Below are 23619 nucleotides of genomic sequence, written 5' to 3'. Positions count from 1 at the left end.
TGCCCCCAGGATGGCTCTTGATTTTTATCCGTGCGGTCAGCGCGGAAGCGTTGCTATGTCATCGGGGCTCGACATGACCAAGCAGCTCCGTCAGCGATTGCGGGCGGCCATCAAACAACGCCGCGTAGTAGACCGTGTTCGACAACACATTCTTGACGTAGTCGCGGGTTTCGTTGAACGGAATAGTCTCCGCGAAAATCGCGCCTTCCACCGGACGCAGGAGGTTGGCCTGCCACTTGCGCGGGCGTCCAGGGCCGGCATTGTAGCCGGCGGTCGCGAGCACGGCCGAACGGTCAAGCTGGTTGTAAATCATCGACAGATAATACGTGCCGAGCAGGATGTTCGTGTCGAGCTCATTCATCCTCGCCCGCGAGAGCGGACCGAGCCCGATCTTCCTCGCGACCATCTCCGCGGTTTCCGGCATCACCTGCATCAGGCCGCCTGCGCCAACCTCCGAGCGCGCGCTGATGATGAAGCGCGACTCCTGGCGAATGAGGCCATACGCCCATTCGATACCGAACCCGGTGGACTGCGCATCTCGCTCGACAATCGGGCGGAACGGCGCCAGATAGCGCAGCGAAAAATCATGCTCGGTCTGCGTCCTGTCGGCGGTGCTCACAGTCCGGTCGTAGAGCTCGATGCGGCGTGCGTACTCGGCGACTGCGAGCAGTTGCCGGTCGGTCATGCCGCGCAACTGCCAGTTCCACTCCCGGTTGCCTTCCGTGCGCAGGTTCAGCGCATAAAAGCGTTTTGCCAGTTCAAAGCCCGGTGTCTGGCTGGCCTTCTTAACTTCTTCGTCGGTCACTTTGATCTGTGGCGGAATCACAATCCGCTGGCCGAGCGCCTCGGAGGCTAGTTGGCCATAGAAGGTGTAAGTTTCCGCGATCTTCCCGAATTCCTGGTTCGCCGCTGTCACCTCGCCGGCCTGTTTCAACGCGCGTGCGTACCAGTAGACCCACGGTGGTTGTGCGCGCAGCGCGGCCGGCATCTGCTCGATCGACCAGCGCACCATCATCCAGTCTCCTGCCAGCAGCGCGCTACGCGTGCGCCACTCATAGGCCTGGCTCGACAGGGGCGCGTTCGCCGACAGCCGGTACCAGTCCACCGCGCCTGGCAGCTGCCGGGTCGCTGCCTGATACCCGATCGTGCCCCAGCCGATAGCGCGTTCCGCCAGGGTGAGCGCCGGTGCGATCGCGGTGAAGATGGCTGCGGCCGCTGCCGGATCGCTGGCCGCCACCTGCGTGATGGCGAGCAGCGCGAGTTGATGTGACGCCGAGTCCATCTGGATGCCTTTCGCCAGCAGCGCGCGCGGCTGGTTCCTCGCCTGCTCGAGCCGCAGCGGATCCGGGCGCGCCGTGCCCAGCGCATCGACCAGTCTGCCGCCGGTCCTCGTCGCGCCCTGTTCATAGGCCTCGCGAATCTGCTGCCAGACATCCTCCGACGTGAACTGGTAATTACCCCCGAGCGCGGTGATCAGATCGACGCAGCCGTCGCCGTACCACTTCGGCTCGACGAACAGCGCGCGCGCCGCGTCGGCGACGTTTTCACCCCGCGCGGCGCGCGACTCGAGCGCATAGCAATTCACCTGCGTGTCGTCGTTTAGGACGAACAGGGAATATTGGGAATCGAAATCCTTCCAGTCGTGGCGCGCGCCCAGCACGCGCAGGTAGTCGTTGCGCAGACGGTCGGCAATCGCCTGTCCGTCGTAGCGTTGCAGAAACGATAGCACCGGTACGTCCGGCGCATCGAGATTCGCATGCCCCGCGCCGTTGAACAGACGCGGCTTGATCTGAAAATAGCTGAGATAAGCCGGCGCTGGATAATTTCGGATCAGGCTCGCCAGCTGCGCGGCACGCTCGGGATCGTTGTCGCGGGCGGCGTCACGCAACTTGATGAAAATCTGATCGTCAGCGGAAAGCGAGGAGAGTCGGGTGGGATGTCTGGCCACCGCCGTGCCAGACACGACGAACGTCGCGGCGGCAAGGGCAAAGCCGATCGCGCGAGACGCCCGGTGACGTCGTGTGGACATCGCTGTTCTTACCTTGTTTTAGTGCAGAAAATTGAGCCAAAGCTTAGGCCGCAATTCGGCGAAGCGAAGCTTCGAAAAAGACTGGACGGAGCCCGTAATTCGGCGCTTTGCGAGCCGGACGGTTGCCTGTGGGGCGCCGTCTCACGCATCTAATTCCAGCCTAATTCTCAAGGGGGAGAATTCGTTCCGCAGCACCTCCCGAGCGCTGTACCTTCAGCTTGGTGTGGAATAGCCGCAGCCCGGGTCTAAAAATCTCGACTACTTGATTGTCGATGGTTGGTGACCTTATCTGAGTGGAAAGCAGCATCCCATTCGCTTAACCTGACAAAGCCGGCAAAAACCCACAACCAGCTGTTGGTGCGACAAATCGCTCTTGACGTTATCTTCCGCGCCTGCATAGACTTTCGACGTGTTCAGGTCAGTTCTTCAGAACATTCGACTATCTGAGGAAGCGCATAGAAATCCTGCCCGAATGAAACCGGCCCCCGTCAACGAGCGACGTCGCATTGCCTGTTCGCTGCTCGCACTATCTGCGTTCACCCCGACCGCACTCCGAGGCGCGACGCATGCATCCGTTGCAGGCACGGTTAGCAGATGGCCCGTGTTGCTGTTCATTCCCTACACCGGAAGCGATCTGGGATTCAGCGAAGCCGCATATCGCGGCTACCTCCAGGTCCGCCGCAACGGCTACCGGATGACCGTCGTGCGCGATGCCGACAGTCTGGGTGCCGCGCGAATTCTCACGGTTATCGGCCGCCACTACACGGCAGGTGTACGCGGTTTCATTCTGGCAGGCGCTGAGCTGAGCGCAGTCACCGCAACGGCCGCAGCACAATACCCGCAAGCCTATTTCGCGACCTTGTCGGGTAAGGCGAGTGGCCCCAACGTCGTCAACTATTGTCTCGATTGCAAGAGCCTCGGTGGCGCGCTTGCTGGTGCTGTTGCCGCGAGCGTGTCGAAGACGAAGACCGTCGGCTTCGTCGGCGGCGTAGAGTCTGTCGACGGTACGGAGGCGCAAAGCTTCAGGCAGGCCGTACTTGCCAAGGCGCCCGACGCAACGGTTCTGGTAGATTGGGTCGGCAACTGGGATGACCGCCGACGCACGCAGCAGTTGACCGTGCAGCAGATCGACGCCGGCGCCGATGTACTCGTTGCAGATGCAAATGACGCGGTGATCGTCGCGGCCGCCCGCCATCCGCGCGTCCGCGTGATCGGCTGGATGGCCGATGCATCGCGTCGGTACGGAAACGTCGCGGCGAGCGTGATCATCGACACGAGCATCATTTTCCGGCGTTTCGTCGATGGAGTGGTTGCGGGCCGATTTGAGGGCGGCGACTACCCCGTCGTCGATACGGACAATGTCTGGAAGATTGTGTGGCCGCACGGGTAACCGCTGATATACGCTGAACTCGATCGCATGAGCTCGTTGAAAAACCAGATTACTGTAACGTTGATCGTACTGGTCACGGCAGTCGGCCTCATCGATGCGTATACGTCGTATTGGCTGTCGCGCAAGCACATCGGCGAACTGCTCGACGTGCACTTGCAGGGCGCCGCTATCTGGCTGTCCGCCGGCAACGTCGGCGCGATAGGCTCACACGGTCCGCCGCAGCACTCCGTCGACGGCTTTGTCGGGCAAATCTGGAGGAGCGGCGACGCGGCGCCAACGGATAATACCGATCCAGAGCTGCTATTCGATCGCAATGCGCCGGACGGATATTCGATCGAGAGTATCGGCGGGCATGCCTATCGCATTTACACGTTAAGAAAGGCCGACGGCCAGTACACGTACCAGGTCGGACAGCCGGTGGCGTTCCGCGAAGAAACAGCAAGGCATGCCGCGCTCGAAAGCCTGATACCCACGCTCATCCTGATTCCACTCGTCTGGCTCGCTATTCCCTTTGTCGTCAACGCTGCGTTCGCGTCGCTGTCGCGTGCAGCGGCGCAGTCGGAGTTAGTCGGCATTCGGCATCTCGAGCCTCTCGATATATCGGGCGTGCCGGACGAGGTACGACCGTTCGCGGCTTCGGTCAATCGGATGATTGCCCGGCTTCAGGTTGGTATCGACGCTGAGAAACGATTCGTTGCCGATGCCGCGCACGAGTTGCGCACGCCTATCGCTGCGATGCAGCTCCGCGTCGACAACCTCGTCAACGCTCCCGACGAGGCGGCACGCTCCGAGCGTCTGCGCGAATTGCGCGAGGCCATCGCTCGAGCGTCGACGATGATCCGACAGCTTCTCTCGCTAGCGCGAGCTGATGCACAGCTCGATCTGACAGCAATCGAGACAGTGGATCTGTCCCAGTTGGTTCAGAAGCTCGTCGCGGATTTTCTGCCGGTTGCAGATGCACGCTCGATCGATCTTGGCGTAGGGAAGTTTGAGAGCGTGCAAGTTGAAGCGCGTGTAGGAGAATTGCGTATGGCCGTGCGCAATCTGCTTGAGAACGCACTGCGCTATACGCCTGCCGGCGGAACCGTCGACATCGATCTGTTCCGAAGCGCCGACGACTTTGTGGTGCGCGTGACCGACAACGGACCGGGCATTCCGGAAGCGTCCCTGGACCGGGTGTTTGATCGCTTCTTCCGTCTGCGTGCGGAGGATTCGGAAGGTAGTGGTCTCGGGCTTTCGATCGTCAAATCGGTCGTGGCGAAGTACCGGGGCTCTATTTCGCTTGCAAACCGCAGCGATGGACACAGTGGTCTGATCGCTACAATCGTTCTCCCGGCGCGCGGCACTATGTAGGAGAGTGGGCCCTGAATGGCACCCCGTCACGGGTTTCGGTCGGGAAGCGGCGTAACGCTAATTCTCATCAAATAGGCACCGTACATACTGGCATTGTGACTACGTTCCTGTCAGGTAGCCTTCTCTGAGCAGCGAGTTGCTTGCAGCTCTTTCGGTGATGCCTGCGATCAGTGCGATTGCAGTGGCGACTTGCGGCGAGCGCTTTGGAGATGTTCTAAGGATTATCGCAACCCTTTACAGTACATCTGTCGATCAATGGAAATGGATCGAATACTTGAAGACATAAGAAGATTGGAATGTGTTTCTGACGTTGCTTTGATGTCACGTGTCGGAGAGTAGCGTAATCGAACGTCGGTAGACGCCAATCATCACGGCGAGGGAAGGACACTGGCGGCGCAGCGGGCGCATGCACAGGTCGCCTGACTTCATAACGGAGCCGTGCATCGCGACCGACCCCATTTAATAGGACCGAGGAAGGGCCGTTCCGTCGATTCTCATTCCAATCTCATTCTTGGGGCCTAAAATATTTCCTGAGACGAAGATTGCGGATTGGCGAGCCGAAAAGCGCCAGTGCAGGTTCGATTCCGGGAGTTATTGCGAGGGAATGCCTAGCGCAAGATCGTCGCCTACGCGAGGGGGACAACATGCTTAATGTGTATTTACTGCCCGTCGATTCCGAGGATAGTGAGTGTTCAGTCACCTGTGGAAATCCGGGGCGATACAGCTTCATCAGTTCCGGCATTCCCGAGTGGTTCAGAAAGTTTTTCCCGCGGAGAGCTAATTCGCCTGATGCGAAGCTTCCGAACTGTTGAGAAAAAACCGGCGCATTACGCATGAATCGCAAATCGCTCAGGCGCGAAACGCGCCCGCGGAAGAATGTTCCTTGCCTTGCGCCCAACGACAACGCTCCATTGCCGTGGACATTGCACTATGCGAGTGCTCATAGTCGAAGACGACCTGCAGATCGGTCAAAGTTTGCTGCGCGCGCTTCAGGATGCGGAGTACAGCGTCGACTGGGTCCGCGACGGCAATGCCGGCAGCGCGGCCATCGCTGCCGTTGAATATACGCTGGTCTTGCTCGATCTTGGTTTGCCCGGCATGGGCGGCATCGAATTGCTGAAGGCGGCACGTGAGAAGGGGAGCAAGGTACCCGTACTGATCCTGACCGCACGTGACGACCTTGACGCCCGGGTCCAAGGGCTCGATGTCGGCGCTGACGACTACGTTCTCAAGCCCTTCCACCTGCCCGAACTGCTCGCGCGGATTCGTGCCGTGTTGCGTCGCAGGGCAGGTTTTGCGTCGTCGCGTCTAGGCAATGACACGTTGAACCTCGATCTCGACAAACGAACTCTATGCTGCAACGGGGTGTCATCCGTTCTGTCGGCGCGCGAATTCGCATTGATGTTCGCGTTCCTTGAGCGCCCCGGCACTATCCTTTCGCGAGATCAACTCGAGGGGAAGCTTTATGGTTGGGGTAAGGAAGTCGAGAGCAACGCGGTCGACGTGCTGATCCACGGTGTACGCAAGAAGTTCGGACAGTCTGTGATTCGCAACGTGCGTGGCCTCGGCTGGACTGTGACGCTCGGCGAATCGCCCGAGGTGTGACCGCGCGTTTCGGCTACGTTCCCGTACGACGGCGATGTCAATTTTCCGGGCTCTTGTTGGCGGAAATAAAGCGAATCTCCAAATATTCTTCTTCGGAGCACTGGTGATGATCGGAGACCCCCGAAGAAAAGCATAGTTCTGCGTCGCTCAGGAAGCAGTCATTCACATATCGAATCGTGCTAATCCATACTTTCGTAAACATTACGCCGTTGCCGGTCTTGCCGGCCGATGTTCAGCAGAACACGTTCGCCCGGTCACCGTAGAACACCAACCGGCTTGCCCTAGCGCGACGCCCGTCGTGGAAGCGGAGTTCCAGGCTCGAAATTCGCGCCGCGCTCTTCAGCTCCTCGATATTCGCATTTTTGTTCCATTGAACAAAGCCCGGGTAGCGGCACCTGATTTTCCCTCCTACTAATGGTTATCTAAGTTATCACGCGCACTATGCAACCTAAGCGCAACGGATTGATGTCTTTTCAAACGCGCATTGGGTGCCTCGGCACGCTGGATCGTGAGATTTATTATGAAAACATTTAACCATATTAAGTCGCTTTTAAGTTTCATGATTATGTGACCATGCAAGGCTTATGGCGGAGCGGCTTCCGCTAATTGCCCCATGTCTGATCAGATCCGCGTGGGACCAGGTGGTGTTGCATTCGCAGGCGCCAACGATGAATCCGAGTGGGCTTCGAAAAAGGCGCTTGAGGATGAACGGATCAGCCCATTTTGCCGGCCTTAATCAAGTTGGAAAACCTCCGCCGAAATATTCCGGCGAAAGCTAGAAATTAATCATCTTCCTGGGCAGCGCTCAATCTCGTAGGCATCACTTGCCAGTGCCGGCTTGCGGTCATTCGTCGTGTCCAGAAATCGGATTTTGTCCGATCGAGCCGGGTCGCCAGTAAAACCAGTCTCTGTGCGACTCGCAGACAGATTCGATGTCTTTTTCAAAAGACTGAAACCAGTTGCACCTGTTATTGCGACAGAACCGAATGAGGAAGATCGTGTACATATTCAAGCATTCATCGCATTGTGAGTCTGCGCGGACATTGACGTCGGCGCTTTGCTTTGAGGATTGCTGCGGCCGCAAGCGTCGGACGGTGGTTGCGTTGGCCTCTGCCGTAACGTCGCTTGCCGCGCTGTTTGTTCCGGTCGCTGTGCGAGCCCAGTGCAACAGCAGCGCCGACCCGGCGCTGCCTGTGGCGCCGGCACAGACCAACTTTTCCAATCAGTCGTTTGGCGCAGCGCCGCTTCCCCAGTACTACCTGAACGCCGCGGGGCAGGCGGGATGCAAAGGCGCCGACGACGGCTCCTGGAACGGAGTGGGCCAGGATGGCTTCGCTGGTCAGTCGGGCGGTTCCTTTAACAGTGTCAACAGCGGAATTACGGTGAAGGGGGGATTCGCGCCGACCTTCATCAGCCCCACGATGGGAGCGGGATGGTCCGTCGACGGTGGTGATGGTGGTGCCGGCGGACAGGGCGGTTATGACGCCAATGGCTCCGCCCACACGGGAAACGGCGGGGCGGCAGGCAATGGCGGCGCGGTCTCCGTGCAGTTTAGCGGCACGGTTGGTCCCGACCCGAAAGGTGTCCTTCCGGAAGTTGCGCTCGACGTGGAAGCCAATGGCGGCACCGGCGGAGTGGGTGCCGTGTCCAATGCCCAAGGTACTGAGCCGCTCTACGGCGGCAACGGCGGAGCAGGGGGGCGGGGTGGTCAGGCAGCGCTTAACGCCTCCGGCAGCATTCAGTTCTATGGTGTCGGCCTGCGAGCGTCCGCCCTGGGCGGGACCGGCGGGGCAGGTGGCAACTCGCCCACTCCGGGCGATTTGGTTGTAGAAGGCCACGGAGGCAAGGGCGGCAACGGCGGCGCCGGCGGTACCGCGACGCTCGCCTTTCAGAACGGCAGTCTGACCGCCAGCACCCCGGCAGGCCAGATCTTTCCGATGCAGGCCGACGCCGATGGCGGTACGGGCGGCAGCGCCGGTGGCGCGTACGGTGGAAGTGGCAGTTTTGGCGGGACCGGCGGCAACGGAGGTAACGGCGGCACAGCGAGCGCGGAACTCGGCAGCGGTGGCCAGATCGTGTTCTCCGATCAGATGCAACCGGCGAACAGTCGGTATCAGCCGGGCAGCGGCGTGACCGCCAAGGCGAATGGCGGAGCGGGCGGGGGCGGTGGCACTGCCATCGACGGCTCATTCCGCAATGAGGGTGGTGTGGGCGGCAACGGCGGAATTGCCGGCAGCGCCAGCGCCACCGTCCTTGGTTCCATCGACTACACCGCGAATGTTCCGGCCGGGCAGTCTGATGCCGGGTTGATCGGGGGTCAGGGGGTGCTGGCGCAGGCCAATGGAGGTGCCGGCGGCATCGGTGACGGCGCCCAGAGCACTGTCGTGGGTGAAGGCGGTGATGGTGGTAAGGCAGGCGCTGGCGGGAAGGCTTCGCTGACCCTTGGAGACGCGACGAACACGGCGACAATTAAAACGAACGGCCCATATACACATGGCGCGTTGGTGCAAAGTGTCGGAGGCGGCGGGGGCAATGGCGGTAGTGTCAGCTTCGCGCTGGCCGGCACGGGCGGTGCAGGTGCCGCGGGCGGCGATGGCGGCGCGGTCACGGTGAACTCGGACCACGCCTTTGTCACGGTCGGCAGTCAATCAGGCGTAGGCAGCATCCCGCTGATCGCGCAAAGCATCGGCGGTGGCGGCGGAAGCGGCGGCGACGCCAGCGGCGTCACCGCTGGCGCGGGCTTCGAGATCGGCGGCAACGGCGGCCAGGGCGGCAATGGCGGCGCGGTGAAACTCGCGCTGGGCCAGAACAGCGTGTTTGGCAGCCTCGACCAGAGCGGTGGAGCCGGCATCCTTGCGCAAAGCATTGGCGGCTCCGGCGGCAATGCCGGCAGCGCGACGTCGAGCGGCGGGGGGCTGATCACCATGGTGCTCGGCGGTGATGCCCACGGTGGCGGCGCGGGCGGCCAGGTCACCGTTGACAACGCCGCACTCGTCACGACCTACGGCGACCACGCAGCCGGTATCAAGGCTCAGTCGATCGGCGGCGGTGGCGGCAATGGGGGCAACGCTACAGCGTTCACCGTCGGCGGCCCGCTGTCGAGCTCGGTTGCCATTGGCGGACTCGGCGGCAGCGGCGGCGCGGCTGGCGCGGTTTCGCTGACCAACTCGGGCCAGGTTGCTACGTATGGTTCGGACGCCGAAGGTGTCGTGCTGCAAAGCATCGGCGGCGGCGGCGGCTCCGGCGGCAGCGCCACGGCGCGTGCCGTTGCCGCATCGGGTAGCCCAAATATTCCTTCGATCAGTGTCAGCGCCGCTATCGGCGGCGCCGGCGGGACCGGCAACACCGGCGGCAATGTCACGCTCGATAATTCCGGCCTGATCACCACTGCGGGCGACAGCGCGACCGGCGTTTTCGCGCAGTCCGTCGGTGGCGGCGGTGGTACGGGCGGCGACGCAACCGCCGCGTCCTACTCCGCGTCGCCTGCCAAGGGGGCGTCCCTGTCGGTCTCCGTGGCTCTCGGGGGCAGCGGCGGCAGCGGCGGCACGGGCGGCGCCGTCAACCTCGAAAACTCTGGGCTCATCGCAACCCTGGGCCAGGACGCCCACGGCGTGTTCGCACAGTCAATTGGCGGTGGCGGCGGCAATGGCGGAACGGGCGATGCCTCGGCAACGGCGGCTAACGCCAAAGCCAGCTTCAGCGCGTCAATCGCGGTGGGCGGAACGGGCGGGACGGGGGGGACGGGCGGCACGGTCGGCCTGACCAACGACGGTTCGATCGCGACGCGCGGCGACGGCGCCGATGCCGTGTTCGCCCAGAGCGTGGGCGGCGGCGGCGGCGCAGGCGGCGGAGGTACCGCTGCGGCCAGCGGCGGCAAGGATGCCATCGCCGTGGGTGTTGGCGGCAAGGGTGGCGTCGGCGGCGACGGCAACACGGTGACGACGATCAACAACGGCAACATCGTCACCCGCGGCGCGGCCTCGACCGGCATCTTCGCGCAAAGCGTCGGCGGCGGCGGGGGCAAAGGCGGCAAGGGCGCGGCGGCCGCGGGCGGCAGCGGCGGCCTCGACACGATCTCCAACGCCCAGACGCTGTTTGGCATTCTGGGTCAGGGCCTCGGCCTCAACCAGAATGTGCAGAACCTGGGCAACAACATCCTGCAGGTCGGAGTGCTCGGCGAAAAAATCAAAGCGACTTATGGTGATCTGGAAAAGCTCCTCACGCAGCCGGACGGGGTATCGAAAGTTCTGGGCACCGTGAACCAGATCAGCGTCGGCGTGGCGGTCGGCGGCAGTGGCGGCGCGGGTGGCTTGGGCGGCGCGGTGAACGCCAGCAACACCGGCGCGATCGGCACCTATGGCGCGCAATCCCACGGCATCTTCGCGCAGAGCGTTGGCGGCGGCGGCGGCAGCGGCGGTGCGGCGAGTTCGGTCGGCAAGTCGAACAATGATTCGAAGGTGCAGGCCGCGGTCGCCGTGGGCGGCAGCGGTGGCGCGGCGGGCTCGGGCGGGGCGGTGAGTGTCGTGCAGAATGCAAATGGCGCAGTCGAGACGCAGGGGGTGGAAGCGTTCGGCGTGTACGCGCAGAGCGTAGGCGGCGGGGGCGGCAACGGCGCGATGTCGGGGGCGGTCAGCGGTTCGCTGAAAAGCCTGTCGATCGCCGTGGGCGGCAATGGCGGAGGCGCCGGGAATGGCGGCGACGTGAGCGTCAGCAACGGCGGCACGGTCACGACACTTGGCAAGCACAGCGTCGGCATCCTCGCGCAAAGTATCGGAGGCGGCGGCGGTGTCGTGACGACCGCAAGCAGCGATGAGACATTCGATCCTTCCAAAGCCGTCCAGAATCCGCAGGGACGGATCGCCGACATCTACGGGGTGACACTGAGCTTCGGCGGTCAGAACGGCAGTTCGGGAAATGGCGGCGGCGTCACTGTCAACACGCAAGGCAACGTGACGACGAGCGGGCTTGACGCGCACGGTATCGTCGCGCAGTCGATCGGCGGCGGGGGCGGGTTCGTGGCGGGCGGACAGATCAACACGAGCACGCTCGTTGGCGCCGGGGGCGCGAGCGGCAATGGTGGCAACGTTCTTGTCGTGGACACCAACAACACTGTCTCTACCACCGGCGACGGTGCGTATGGGATCGTCGCACAATCGATCGGCGGTGGCGGGGGCTTTGCCGGCGACCCGTCCGCCCCGAACTACTACGATGACAATACGAGCGGCACGGTATTCGCCAACAGCGGCAATGGCGGCACCGTCAACGTCATCGTGGCAAACGGCGGGAAGGTCCTGACGACCGGCCGGTACGCGCCCGCGATTTTCGCGCAATCGATCGGCGGTGGCGGTGGTCTGTTGGCCTCCAACAACAACTCAAGCACGCTCGGCCCGCTGCATGATGTGGCACGTGGCAGCGCGGGTGGCGCCGGCGTGGGCGGCATGGTCGCCGTCAACGTCAGGGATAACGACACGGTCATGGCCACAGGCGTCGGGTCCGCCGGCATCCTGGCGCAAAGCGACGGCCAGAAAGGCGGGCAAATCTCGATCCACCTGGCGCCCGGGTCGAAAGTCGTAGGCGGTACGACCGATCCCAATTTCCGGACCTCCTCAATGGGCGGGTTGGACCCGGAGTTTCGCGACGCTGCCGCCGTCCGTCTGATTGGCGGCAATAACAACATCATCACCAACCAGGGCACCATCCAGACCTTAGGCAAATACGCGATCCTGGTGGACCCCACGTTGTATGGCGAGGCGTCCGCCACCACCACGGTCAACAACTCCGGCACTATCACCGGTGACATTCACGTCCTTGGTGGCCCCGGCAACAGCGTTGTCAACAATCTGCCCGGTGGCGTTATCGACACACCGGCCACGCTGAACGTCGGAGGCGGCACTGTGAACAACGCCGGTACGCTGAAAGTCGGCGGCGCGAAGTCGATCGGCAATACGGTTCTCACCGGCAATCTCGTGCAGAGTTCGACGGGCACGCTGAACGTACAGATCGATCCGGCCAACAAGCGGTCCGATCTGCTCAACATCACGGGTACCGCCGCGCTTGCCGGCAAGGTGCAGGCCGATCCGGTGAGCTATCTGAAGAGTACGAGCACCGTGCTGTCGGCGGCCGGCGGCATTCGGCCGGATGCGGCACTCGCGGGTTCATCGACGCCGGTCTACCGCTTCACGCCGCTGGTGCAGGGCAACACCGTCGCGATTAAAACCGATGCGGATTTCGTCGCTGCGAGCAAGGGGACTTCGGCCACGCAACAGAGCGTCGCAGCCAACCTGGACCGGTTGTGGAACAGCGCCGATCCTACCTATGCGCCCATCTTCGGCGCCTTCGGCAGCGCCGGTAGCACGTCGAGCTATGCCCAGACGCTGACTGCGGTTTCCGGCCAGGAGTTGCTAGGCGTGGCCGCTGCGCGCTACCAGTCCAGCCAGGCATTCTCGCGCTCCGTCTTCAGTTGTCCAGAGTTCGGCGACGACGACACCACCGTGAGAAAGCAGGGCTCCTGCGTGTGGTTCCGCGCCACGGGCATGTGGGAAAACCGCAGCGCCGACGCTTCGTTCCCAGGTTTCGGCTGGCAAGGTACGACGATGAAGGTCGGCGGGCAGGTCCAGCTGCAGCCCGGCTGGTTCCTCGGTGGCGCCATCGGCTACGAGACCGACCGTTTCACCGGCAACGACAACCTGACGAGCGCCAACGGCAATGCGCTTCTTGGCGTCGTCGCGCTCAAGCACGAGATCGGGCCGTGGACTTTCAGCGGTGCGGTGGACGCCAGCTACGGCTGGTTGAACAGCTCGCGCGTGATCCCGAGCGCCAATGCGGTGGCGACCGCCTCGCCCAATTCGTTCAATCTCGGAATGCACATGCGCGCGGCCTATCAGATTCCGTTCGGTCGTTTCTACCTGGAGCCGGCGCTCGATGGCGACCTGAACTACATCAATCTACCGGGTTACACGGAGAGCGGTGCGGGCGCGCTCAACCTGAAGGTGAATAGTGCGAACAGCGTCATTGCGACCGGCACGCCGAACCTGCGGATCGGGACGCGCGCGCAGATCGGGTCAGCGACAGTCGACGCTTATGTCGGCGCCGGGGTGAGCTTCATTGCAGGCAATAGCTACACGACCGACGCCTCGTTCGCCGCTGCCCCGGGTTTCGGCAGCTTCACCAATACGCTCACCAATGCGCACGTTGCAGGCAAGTTTTCCGCTGGGGTAGAGGTCTATACGACCAAACGTCTCGATGTGCGTCTGGAGTATGACGGCGTCGTTGCCGCGCACGAGGTCGAGAATGGCGGCCAGGTCAGGTTCAAGTACCGGTTCTGAGAAAACCTCCGGGACCCGGACAATGCAGCAAAAGACATAAAGCGTAGTTGGATTGGTGACCAGGATGCGCTGTCGCAAATCCGGTTCGGGTACCCTGCGCGCAAGTTGATTCAACACGCGCGCGTCGTCGACGTGACGCAATGGGCTTATGGCGGTCGATTTTTCGCCCGGCTCATTCTCGGCGGCATCGAGTTCATGCACATGATCGTGAAAGGCCAGACGAAAGACGGCGGCATCGCGCAGACTCCCGCCCAGCAGTTCTACGCTTTGGTCGTATAAGTCATCCTCACCATATCGACATTTCTTTGACTCGTCTTCCTTAACGCGACAAAACCCGAATGCCTCCACTCAATCGCCTGTCGATTGCCGTTTTCTCCTACACCTGTTCTGGACTGGTTGCATATATCAATGAGAGTGAGGTATCTCAAAGTGCTGATATCCCGCGTTGACAAGCTGCGCTGGTGTTTCACTTCGCGGGACGGTTGCACGCCATCACGATACATTGACGCGTTGATGCGTTCGTGCAGCCGACGCCAGCGCATCAAGCACTCTGGCGTTGGCGACCGCGTCATCCGTCGTGAATGGCATTGTCCGCTTAGTCAATACGGCAGATGCAAACGCCTCAATCATCAGGCAGTACTGATTGACTGGAGGAAATACCTCTTCCCGTCGATTTCCGTCCGCGTCGACCAGAACGACCAGGGCCTGAGGGACGCGGGTACCCATTCCAGGGAGAATTGCACGCGGCACTTCAATCGAACCCTCGGTGCCGATCACGGTGTAAGTTCCCTGACCACCTGCCATGAACGAGCAACTGACCGAAGCAGAGCAACCATTCGGGAATTCGAGAATGCCCGTCGTTGCAATGTCCACATCGAAATGCGAGTCGACGATCCAGACCGCGCTCGCATGCGTGGGCTCGCATGCAAATATCATCCGCGCGATGTTAACCGCATAGCACCCCATATCCAGCAGGGCGCCGCCTCCAAGCGCAGGCTGCAACCGAACGTTGGCGGGGTCGGGTGGATTCATCAGATTTACGGACAGATGTGCGCGAACCTCGCGGACCTGGCCTATCGCACCTTGCGCAATAAGCTCGTGCACGCGCCGGTGTTGCGGATGAAACCGATACATGAAGCCTTCCATCAGTGCCACGCCGTGACGCGAGAAGGCGTCGGAAACCATTTCTGCCATCTTCGCGGTCGTCGCGAGCGGTTTCTCACACAGAACCGCTTTCCCTGCCTCGGCCGCGCGCATTGCCCATTCGGCATGCATGCTGTTGGGAAGCGGGATATAGATCGCATCAACGCCGACATCGGCCAGCAACGCGTCGTAGCTCTCCACTACTCGCGGTATGCCTAAGGCCTGTGTGTAGTCGCGGGCTTTTGCAGGGTCGCGGCTCGCGAGTGCCACGACGGACCCGTTGACGGACGTTTGAATAGCAGGGATCACCTGAGTGCGCGCGATATCGGCAGTGCCCATCACGCCCCAACGCAAATGACTGACCATCACTGATTCTCCTTCATTGTTGACATAGGCGAAATGCGACTAGTTGCGCCCGGCTCCCTCAGTGGGCGCAAGTCATCAATTGAACCGCAGCCATAGCGCGTTCCGCTGCAGACAATCGCAACCATATTGCGATCTCCTTGCGAATGGCAGGGGCGCCAGATCGCGCAGCCTGCCAGGCGAACAACCACTGGTAACCTTGGCTAGCATTACCACGGCCCGCAACGAAACGTTTAGCGAAACGTTTTGTTAGGAATTTATAGCAACCTGACCGCCATATCACAATCAGGGGTTACACCGGCCAGAATCTTGTTCCTCGACGCCACCTTGGGCACGCCCTTGACCGAAGGTCCACGTTTACCCGCCATTGACATCCGCAGGTGCCTTATCTAGATTGTGACGAAACGTTTCGCTAAACGTTTCGTCGCGAGGCGCGTGGAAGGCGGAGCGGCTCGCTGCCTGTGACCGATGACGCGAACTGCGGACACGTATGGCCGGCCGCCCTACGAACGGCGCCTGCGGTGTCCGCGGATGGTTGGAGTGGAGGAGGCAGCAGCGTCTCGATCTTGTCCAAACAGACGGGAAGCAGTATGGGTGCGCCTAAGGCAGAAATTGGTCAACCGTGGGGAGAAAGTCGTGCAGAAAAGTCGTGGCGAAGACGATTGCGCTAGATGGCTCCTGCCTCAGTCCGTAGGCGTCAGGTATGAAGGAAGCGGTGGGGTGGGGCGCGCTTCAACATGGCCCCAACTGTCGATCCAAAACGCACAGGACTCCTGTAAATGCTGGCACAATGCTGCTGCAGCAGCCTCAAGCCTGCCGTCGAGCCACAGGCCGAGCACGTCGAGGTGCTCGCGTAGGCTACTTTCAAGGTGGGCCTGCGGTTCACCAACGCAACATTTAAGACGATGCGGGTTCGAAACGAGCAGAGAATGGGTCCGATCGAGCACGCGCAACAATTCTTGGTTCGGGCAGGCCGACAGTAATTCAATGTGCAGGTCCTTCTCAAGGCTGATGTGCGTGTCGCTGCCCAGCTGCGGCATATCATCGAGCGCCGCTCGCAACCTATCGTGCGCCTCGCGCACGCGTTCTCGGGGAATAGCGCGCGCCGACTGCATCAGTGCCTGCGGCTCCAGGAGCCAGCGCAATTCATATAGGGCGTGTAGCCGATCGGCTGTGATGCGTTCAGCTTCCCACCGGCCCTGCCGGTCTTTGCTCACCATCCCAAGACTATGCAATCGCCCTAGCGCGTCGCGAGCGACAGTGCGGCTTACGTCGAAATGCTCGGCCACGCGTTCTTCTGTAATTCGCAAAGAATGATAGACGACGCCGATACAGACCTGTCGTTCCATCTCTGCATAGACCTGCTTCCATCGTGGCATCGGCTCGACAATCATTTCGGCGATGTTAGCGAGATCGCCCCGACTGTCGTCGGCACGCCGACCGACCACGATATACCCTCTGCCGGGTGCGGCACGCACGGCCTTGTCGATGCAGAGGGCTTCGAGCGCCCGTCGCGCTGGTGAACGACTTACCGCGAATGCGCGAGCGACGTGAACCTCGAGCAGGCGCTCCCCAGGGCGGATGCGTCCGTCCTGGATCATTGCTTTGATATGCGCATAGACGCGCTGCTGCATCGGAGCGTGCTCGTCAGGATTCGAGCCGAGGCTGGAGAGGGCAGGCTTGGAACTCATAGTTGGTTTGGTCCGCGGTGAGTCGTGTGCAACGAAATTATATTGTCAAAAACGAAGCGTGCCGAAAGCTCTGCCGTGCGAGCATTTCGGTCCCCTATGTTACGTGTTCTCAAGGTTCCGCTCGGTTGACTTAAAGCTCCAGGGTATGCACGGATGGTCACGCAATGTACGTCGTATACATTGCACCTATGTACAACGTATTCAATGTACGTACCGACAACTGTACACCTTTTTACTCCACCATCGCACTCATTAGAAAGGATTCAGCCGTGTCACACGCTATGACTCGTCTGCCCAGTCGGCGCCGCTTTGAGAGCCGTTCCGGCCGGTCGTTGCAATTCACTTCTCTAGGCTTCGGTAGCGCGCCCCTAGGGAATCTTTACCGCGCCTTGAATAACGAGCAGGCGCGGCTGACGCTCGAAGCAGCTTGGCAGCATGGAGTGCGTTACTACGATACGGCGCCGCTGTATGGATATGGATTGGCGGAGACACGCGTGGGATCGTTCCTTCGTGAACAACAGCGTGACGACTATCTCTTATCTACCAAGGTAGGGCGGCTGTTGAAACGCTGCGCACCCGAGCAGCGCGACGGCATCGGGAAGTTCTTTGAGGTACCGTCTCGCGAAGTCATCTACGACTATTCATACGACGGCGTGATGCGCAGTCTCGAGGCTTCGTTCGAGCGTCTGGGAGCCGACCGGATCGACATCGTGTTGTGTCATGACATCGATATCTTCACGCATGGAAGTGCGGAAGCAAGCGCACAACGCACGCGTGAATTTCTTGACGGCGGTGTGCGAGCACTCAGCGATTTGCGCAGCCAGGGCGTGGTTGCAGCGATCGGCATCGGTGTAAATGAATGGCAGGTCAGCGAAACAGTTGCGCGCAATACCGACGTCGACTTATTCCTGCTGGCGGGACGCTACACACTGCTCGAGCAAGAATCGCTCGATTCCTTCCTGCCGCTGTGTATGAAGAAGGATATGGGTGTAATCATCGGCGGCCCGTTCAACTCGGGCATTCTCGCGACGGGGCCGAAGCCTGGGGCCTACTTCAACTATGGACCGGCCTCGCCCGACATACTCAAGCGGGTGGCGGCAATTGAAGCAGTATGCTGCGCCCATCAAGTAGCGCTGAGGGATGCCGCCTTGCAATTTCCGCTGATGCACCCGGCTGTCGTCAGTGTGATTCCCGGGGCGATAACGCCCGCCGAGTTACAAGGCAACGTCGAATCCATGCAAACGCCGATTCCCGCGCAACTGTGGAGCGATCTGCGCACCGAAGGTTTGCTACGCACCGATGCGCCCGTCGTCGAGAACATGCAGGTCTAGACAAGCGCGTAACGGGAAGATAACCGGCCGCGAAGCGGGTAAATCAGAACACCATTGTTAGCAACACGATAGGCATCGCGATAAATCATTAACTTTCTCCGGGAGACGCAGATGAACACCGCTGAAGCACTGGCGCAATTGGGCATTTCGGAATCGATCCTCACGCAAGAACAGATCGACGCCTTCGATAGGGATGGCTATTGCATTTTCCCGAATGTTTTTTCCCCGGCAGAGATCGACGAGATGAGGGCCGAAGTTGACCGGCTTCAGAAAATAGAAGGCGCTTACGGCGGTCATGAAGTCCACATCGAGCCGGGCGCAATGCGCCTGTCCAACCTGTTCAACAAGTCAGAAGCGTTTGATCGCTGCCTTCGTTGCGGTCCCACCCTTGCGATTGCGCACCGTCTAATGGGCGAAATTCGTGTGTATTCGCTCAACGCCCGCAACCCTGCAAAAGGTGAAGGTCAACAGCCTCTGCATAGCGACGTTTGGCGCGCCCACGACACCGACTGGCGCATGATCAACACTATGGTCATGCTCGACGACATGACCGAGGCTAACGGCCCGACGCGTGTTGTACCGGGTTCGCACAAGCTCGTGCCGATCAACGTGCCAGACATTAATCTGGTCAACGCAGAGCGCATGGAAGTCACGGCCGAAGAAAAGGCCATCATGCCTGCCGATCCTGTGGCAACCCACCCGCGCGAAGTTCACATCACGGGGAAAGCTGGCTCGATCGCTGTAATCAACGGGCGAATCTGGCACGGCGGCACCGCAAACAGGACTGGAACAACGCGCCGCGTACTGCATATGGCAATCGGCCGCCGCGATATCCCGCAACAGCTCAACGAGCGGGAACATCTGACGCTCGCGCTCTACAAGCGTGCTGCCCCGGCCGAACGCTTCCTGCTCGATATCGAGGGTGCAGAGCCGAAGGTAGACGATCCGCTTGCTTTACCGAAAGACGCGCGGCTCTGGAAGGCCGCTCAAGCAGAAACGACTGGCCGTTACTGACAAAAACGCTCGTGCAACAAGCGCTGTGAGGACAAACAGGATGGAAAGGATGGCTTTCGTACTCGGTATCAAGCCCGAAGCGCTGCCGGAGTACAAACGGCTTCATCGCGAGACCTGGCCGGAGGTCATTGAGATTATTTCGGCTGCAAATATCCGCAACTATTCGATTTTTCTGAAGGAGCCCGAGAACTTGTTGTTCGCCTACTGGGAATACCACGGCACGGATTTCGCTGCGGACCAGGCAAAGCTTGCCCAGGAGCCACGCATGCAGGATTGGTGGCAGATCTGCGAGCCGATGCAGGTCCCGCTCGAAACCCGCCGGCAGGGCGAATGGTGGGCTCGCCTCGAAAATGTGTTTTTCAAGCCATGAGCGAGCCCATGGCCTGAGTTGGTTGCAGTCCTACGAAGTTTTCGATTCTGCGCCAATTTGCGTGCACGGCAGAGACCAAGGAATCATTGAAACAACTTGGCAAGGCTGTACGCGTGTGGTTCGAGTAGATAAAACCGATGCTGTAAGGAGACAATCGTGCGTCACACCACCCCTCTGCTGAAGTTCCTCTCCGCGGCCATGCTGATGGCAGCGACGCTATCGAGCAGCCTGGCCCATGCCGATGCAAAGAATCCCGTGATTGCTGTCGCGATGAAAACACAGGTACAGCGCCGCTGGGCCTTTGACATCGCCGCTATGCAGCGAGAGGCCGCGGCGCTTGGCGCCAAGCTAATCGTGCAGTGGGCCAACGACAATCCGGTCCTGCAGGCGTCGCAGGTGGAGAACCTGTTGAGCCAGCAGCCCGACGCCTTGATTCTCGTACCCGTCGACAGCCAGGCGGCCGGACGAATCGTCAATTCTGCACACCAGGCAGGCGTGCCGGTAGTCGGATACGACATCGGCGTGACGACCGCGAAGCTTGACTACTTCGTGATGCGCAACAATGCGCTTGTCGGAGAACTGCAGGCAAAGGGCGCGTTGGAAAAGTCGCCCCACGGGACTTTCGCATTGATGAAGGGCGATCCCGGCAATGATGTTGCGCAGACCATCAGCAAGCAGTATGACAAGGTGCTGGTGCAGGACAAGGACGTGAAAGTCGTATTCGACCAGTTTGTTCGCGGATGGGATCCAAAGCTCGCGCTGTCGAATGCGGAAAATGTGTTGAGCGCACAGAACGACAAGATAGATGGCTTCGTCACCTCCAACGACGGCATGGCGCTGGGCGTGGCGCAGGCGCTGAAGGCACGCAACTTGGCCGGCAAGGTCTACTTGTCCGGGCTCGACGCCGATCCGTCCTCGCTGCAACTGATTGCTCAGGGCGTACAGACGATGTCGGTATGGACCGACCTCAACGACCACGGCACTTCGGCAGTCAAGGCTGCGGTCGCGCTGGCGAGGAAGGAAAAGCCGGCAATTAGCACGACCGATGTGAACCTTGGCGCTGGCGCCGTACCGACTCATCTCGTGAATGTCTACGCGGTGACGCAAGCCAACCTGTGTAAGTTCATCACAACGGGCGCGCCTAAGGGATGGGTCACGGCGGACGAGGTGTATGGCGCTGGTAAATCACAATGCAAGTGAGCAAACTTATGTGGCGTGATCCTGCAGCCCTTGATGTCTCGCAGCCTCACGCAGAGGGCAATGCCGTCGATGCGTCACGTCCCGACGGCTATGTGCTCGAGCTGCGCGAGGTCGGCAAATCGTTCGGCGGCATTCCTGCGCTCAGCGATGTGAATTTCAACGTGCGGCCAGGTGAAGTCGTCGCCGTCATCGGTGAAAACGGCGCGGGCAAGTCGACGCTGATGAAGATCATTTCGGGCGTCTACCCGACCGACAGCTACCAGGGCGAACTGTTGCTCGACGGCCGGCCTGCTCGTTTTCGCACAGTGCGCGACGCGGAGGCGGCCGGCATCGTGCTGGTGCCGCAAGAACTGTATATCGCGCCGAATCTGAGCATCGCCGAAAACATGTTCATGGGGATGCTGCCATCGCGGCGCGGTTTTGTCGACGAGGCGAAGCTATTCACCCTCGCGATGGAGCGCTTGGCGTTCTTCGGTGTGCAGGCCAATCCGAACGCTTCCGTTGGAGAACTCAGCCCCTCGGCTCAGCGGCTCGTCACTATCGCATCGGCGCTGTCGAAAGCGGCCACCCGAGTGCTGATTCTGGACGAACCGACAGCTTCGCTCACACAGGGCGAAGCTGTGCACCTGTTCGAGCGGATTGCACAGATCAAAGCGCAGAATGTCGGCTGTATCTACATTACCCACCGGCTCGACGAGATCGCCCAGGTCGCCGACCGAGTGGTCGTGATGCGCAATGGCCGGGTGGTCGAGCATTTTGCGTCTGCTCAGGACAAGATCTCCGATATGGTCCGCGCCATGATCGGCCACGATCCCGAGCCAAGCACGCCGCGCGTGCTTAATGAACGCGCCGCAGCCGTGCTGACTGTATCGAACCTTTCGGTGCATGAAGGCTTTGGCTCGAAGCGCTGCCGGGTTGACAACGTAAGCCTTGAACTGCGCCGCGGTGAAGTGTTAGGTCTGTTCGGGCTAGTCGGCGCCGGTCGCACTGAGCTCGCCAAAGCAATCTTCGGCGCATGGCAAGGAACGTGCGAGGGCGAAATTCGTATCGACGGTGAACGGGTACATCCGCGTTCGCCCGCTGAAGCGATTTCTCTAGGTATCGGCATGTTGACGGAAGACCGAAAGCAGACCGGCCTGATTGAGGGGCATAGCGTGCTGCACAACATCAGCGCGGCGAGTATTCGATCTGTCTCCAGTGGCCCGTTCATTCGCGAACGCGACGAGGTTGATCGCAATCGCGAACTGATTCGCAAGCTCGACCTGCGGCCGCCGCGGCTGGACGCCAAGGTCGAATGGTTCAGCGGCGGCAATCAGCAGAAGGTGCTGCTCGCGCGGTGGATTGCGATCCGGCCGCGCATCCTGATCGTTGACGAACCGACCTACGGGGTCGACATCGGGGCGCGTCAGGAGATCTACCGTTTGCTACACGAGCTCGCTGCCGAAGGGACCGCGGTACTTATGATTTCGAGCGACATGACCGAGATTCTCGATGAAAGCGACCGTGTACTGGTCATGTACAAAGGCCGCGTTACGCAATCGTTTGACAGAAAGGCTAGCCGTCACGAGTTGATGGCAGCCGCGACAGGGGAGATCCATTAAATGAAGAACCAGACTTTGCCGGGCACTGTGCGGCCGCCGGCAGCCGCTGTGTCAGCGGGCAGCGCTGGGCGCCGCGCGCGTCAGCTTATCAACCCTCGAACGCTGACGATGGTCGTAGTGTTCGTTCTCCTCGCGATTGTTTTCAACGTCGCCTCGGGCGATATCTTTCTCACGCCACGCAATCTGTCGCTGCTTCTGCGACAGGCCTCAATCGTGGCGCTGGTGGCGGCTGGCGTATCGATCCTGATGATCATGGGTGAGATCGACCTGTCGATTGGCAGTTCGGTCTACCTGTGCGGGGTGGTCGCGGCAAGCTTGCAGATCACGCACGGCCTCGGCGTCGTGCCGACCATTATGTTAACCATCGGCGTGGGCATATTGATGGGCCTATGGCAGGGGCTTTGGGTGGTTACGGTAGGGGTGCCATCGTTTATCGTCACCTTGGCGGGGCTGCTCGCATTCCGCGGCATCGGCTACTATGCGACCGATGCGGCCACCCTTGCTCCGGTGTCGATGGCGTTCTCGGCAATCAGCGAGGGCTTCGTCCCCGTGATCGCCTCGATAGTGGCGCTTGTGATCGCCTATCTCGCGGCGGCGGCTTACATCCTGCGGAGGCACCGTGTCAGCCGGTCACACGAGGGCGAGACTAACACGCTGCGGCTCGCGAGCAAACTTGGGGCTCTGACCGTGACCGTTGGCCTCCTGATCTGGGTGTGTGCCGGCTTCCGAGGAATTCCGACCGCACTTATCTGGGTCGCCGTAATCGGTATCGTCCTCTGGGTGGTGATGACGCGTACCGTATTCGGTCGCAATGCATACTTGACTGGTTCAAATCGTGAAGCTGCGGTTCTGGCGGGGATTCCACTGGCACGCCAGCTCTACGTCGGCTTCATGCTAATGGGTGGCCTGTATGGAATCGCCGGCGTTCTGATGACCGCCCGTATCGGCGCCTCGACACCGACCACTGGCATGTATATGGAACTCGACGCGATCGCGGGCGCCGTAATCGGCGGCACCGCGCTCAAGGGTGGTATTGGCACCATCCCCGGCGCGATTGTCGGCGCCATCCTCCTGGCGACCATCGACAATGGCATGAGCATCCTCAACATTTCGTCGTTCATTCAGTTAGTCATCAAGGGTTTGGTGCTGCTTTTTGCTTTGGCTTTTGACTCCTTTATGAGCAAGCGCAACGGACGCGGCTAAT

13 protein-coding genes and 1 pseudogene are annotated in these 23619 nt (G+C 60.9%); 11 read left to right on the top strand and 3 right to left on the bottom strand.

The window, feature by feature from the left end; translation table 11 throughout:
* Positions 1 to 58: 58 nt before the first annotated feature.
* Positions 59 to 2029, bottom strand: a complete 1971-nt coding sequence (locus AB3X96_RS25545; RefSeq protein ID WP_368591895.1) for a transglycosylase SLT domain-containing protein — start codon at positions 2027 to 2029, stop codon at positions 59 to 61.
* A 601-nt stretch (positions 2030 to 2630) separates the two neighbouring features.
* Between AB3X96_RS25545 and AB3X96_RS25540 the strand changes: the two genes are divergently transcribed.
* The 5 genes and pseudogenes from AB3X96_RS25540 to AB3X96_RS25520 all read left to right on the top strand — a co-directional run.
* Entirely contained in the window at positions 2631 to 3419 is a 789-nt protein-coding gene (locus AB3X96_RS25540; protein WP_368591894.1) for a BMP family ABC transporter substrate-binding protein, read from the top strand.
* A gap of 27 nt (positions 3420 to 3446) precedes the next feature.
* The gene (locus AB3X96_RS25535; RefSeq protein WP_368591893.1) at positions 3447 to 4772 is read left to right on the top strand and encodes an ATP-binding protein; all 1326 of its coding nucleotides are present in this window, start codon (positions 3447 to 3449) and stop codon (positions 4770 to 4772) included.
* 930 nt (positions 4773 to 5702) lie between these two features.
* Positions 5703 to 6377, top strand: coding sequence for a response regulator transcription factor (locus tag AB3X96_RS25530; RefSeq protein WP_368592049.1), 675 nt, complete (start codon positions 5703 to 5705; stop codon positions 6375 to 6377).
* Between the two features lie 1094 nt (positions 6378 to 7471).
* Entirely contained in the window at positions 7472 to 13702 is a 6231-nt protein-coding gene (locus tag AB3X96_RS25525) for an autotransporter outer membrane beta-barrel domain-containing protein (RefSeq protein ID WP_368592048.1), read from the top strand.
* A gap of 165 nt (positions 13703 to 13867) precedes the next feature.
* Positions 13868 to 13981: pseudogene (locus tag AB3X96_RS25520) on the top strand (IS6 family transposase); the annotation flags it as partial.
* A 213-nt stretch (positions 13982 to 14194) separates the two neighbouring features.
* On the opposite strand, the gene AB3X96_RS25515 reads toward AB3X96_RS25520, so the two are convergent.
* The gene (locus AB3X96_RS25515; RefSeq protein ID WP_368591892.1) at positions 14195 to 15211 is read right to left on the bottom strand and encodes a Gfo/Idh/MocA family protein; all 1017 of its coding nucleotides are present in this window, start codon (positions 15209 to 15211) and stop codon (positions 14195 to 14197) included.
* Between the two features lie 680 nt (positions 15212 to 15891).
* Positions 15892 to 16899, bottom strand: a complete 1008-nt coding sequence (locus tag AB3X96_RS25510) for a GntR family transcriptional regulator (RefSeq protein WP_368591891.1) — start codon at positions 16897 to 16899, stop codon at positions 15892 to 15894.
* 281 nt (positions 16900 to 17180) lie between these two features.
* Between AB3X96_RS25510 and AB3X96_RS25505 the strand changes: the two genes are divergently transcribed.
* The 6 genes from AB3X96_RS25505 to AB3X96_RS25480 all read left to right on the top strand — a co-directional run bounded on the left by AB3X96_RS25505 (position 17181) and on the right by AB3X96_RS25480 (position 23618).
* Positions 17181 to 18230: an aldo/keto reductase gene (locus AB3X96_RS25505; RefSeq protein WP_368592047.1), complete on the top strand. Its 1050-nt coding sequence runs from the start codon at positions 17181 to 17183 to the stop codon at positions 18228 to 18230.
* Positions 18231 to 18341: 111 nt separating this feature from the next.
* Positions 18342 to 19244 carry a phytanoyl-CoA dioxygenase family protein gene (locus AB3X96_RS25500; protein ID WP_368591890.1) on the top strand — a complete coding sequence of 301 codons (903 nt, stop codon included), beginning with the start codon at positions 18342 to 18344 and terminating at the stop codon, positions 19242 to 19244.
* A 49-nt stretch (positions 19245 to 19293) separates the two neighbouring features.
* On the top strand, positions 19294 to 19614 hold the full coding sequence (locus AB3X96_RS25495; protein ID WP_368591889.1) for an L-rhamnose mutarotase: 321 nt from the start codon (positions 19294 to 19296) through the stop codon (positions 19612 to 19614).
* Between the two features lie 156 nt (positions 19615 to 19770).
* Positions 19771 to 20814 carry a substrate-binding domain-containing protein gene (locus AB3X96_RS25490; RefSeq protein WP_176122180.1) on the top strand — a complete coding sequence of 348 codons (1044 nt, stop codon included), beginning with the start codon at positions 19771 to 19773 and terminating at the stop codon, positions 20812 to 20814.
* A complete protein-coding gene (locus AB3X96_RS25485; RefSeq protein WP_368591888.1) occupies positions 20805 to 22415 on the top strand; it encodes a sugar ABC transporter ATP-binding protein in 1611 nt (536 codons plus the stop codon). Before AB3X96_RS25490 ends, AB3X96_RS25485 begins: the two co-directional genes overlap by 10 nt.
* Positions 22416 to 23618 carry a sugar ABC transporter permease gene (locus AB3X96_RS25480; RefSeq protein WP_184228801.1) on the top strand — a complete coding sequence of 401 codons (1203 nt, stop codon included), beginning with the start codon at positions 22416 to 22418 and terminating at the stop codon, positions 23616 to 23618. It abuts the gene before it with no gap.
* Position 23619 lies beyond the last annotated feature (1 nt).

Source organism: Paraburkholderia sp. BR13439 (genome assembly GCF_040948805.1).
GTDB lineage: Bacteria > Pseudomonadota > Gammaproteobacteria > Burkholderiales > Burkholderiaceae > Paraburkholderia > Paraburkholderia youngii.
The sequence above is the reverse complement of the archived record's forward strand: the minus strand, read 5'-3'. Positions and strand labels throughout refer to the sequence as shown.

Excerpts from the sequence above, each read along its gene's own strand:
- AB3X96_RS25535 (WP_368591893.1), top strand. The coding sequence starts at position 3,447 with ATGAGCTCGTTGAAAAACCAGATTACTGTAACGTTGATCGTACTGGTC.
- AB3X96_RS25505 (WP_368592047.1), top strand. The coding sequence starts at position 17,181 with ATGACTCGTCTGCCCAGTCGGCGCCGCTTTGAGAGCCGTTCCGGCCGG.
- AB3X96_RS25495 (WP_368591889.1), top strand. The coding sequence starts at position 19,294 with ATGGCTTTCGTACTCGGTATCAAGCCCGAAGCGCTGCCGGAGTACAAA.
- AB3X96_RS25480 (WP_184228801.1), top strand. The coding sequence starts at position 22,416 with ATGAAGAACCAGACTTTGCCGGGCACTGTGCGGCCGCCGGCAGCCGCT.
- AB3X96_RS25530 (WP_368592049.1), top strand. The coding sequence starts at position 5,703 with ATGCGAGTGCTCATAGTCGAAGACGACCTGCAGATCGGTCAAAGTTTG.
- AB3X96_RS25545 (WP_368591895.1), bottom strand. The coding sequence starts at position 2,029 with ATGTCCACACGACGTCACCGGGCGTCTCGCGCGATCGGCTTTGCCCTT.
- AB3X96_RS25515 (WP_368591892.1), bottom strand. The coding sequence starts at position 15,211 with ATGGTCAGTCATTTGCGTTGGGGCGTGATGGGCACTGCCGATATCGCG.
- AB3X96_RS25510 (WP_368591891.1), bottom strand. The coding sequence starts at position 16,899 with ATGAGTTCCAAGCCTGCCCTCTCCAGCCTCGGCTCGAATCCTGACGAG.
- AB3X96_RS25500 (WP_368591890.1), top strand. The coding sequence starts at position 18,342 with ATGAACACCGCTGAAGCACTGGCGCAATTGGGCATTTCGGAATCGATC.
- AB3X96_RS25485 (WP_368591888.1), top strand. The coding sequence starts at position 20,805 with ATGCAAGTGAGCAAACTTATGTGGCGTGATCCTGCAGCCCTTGATGTC.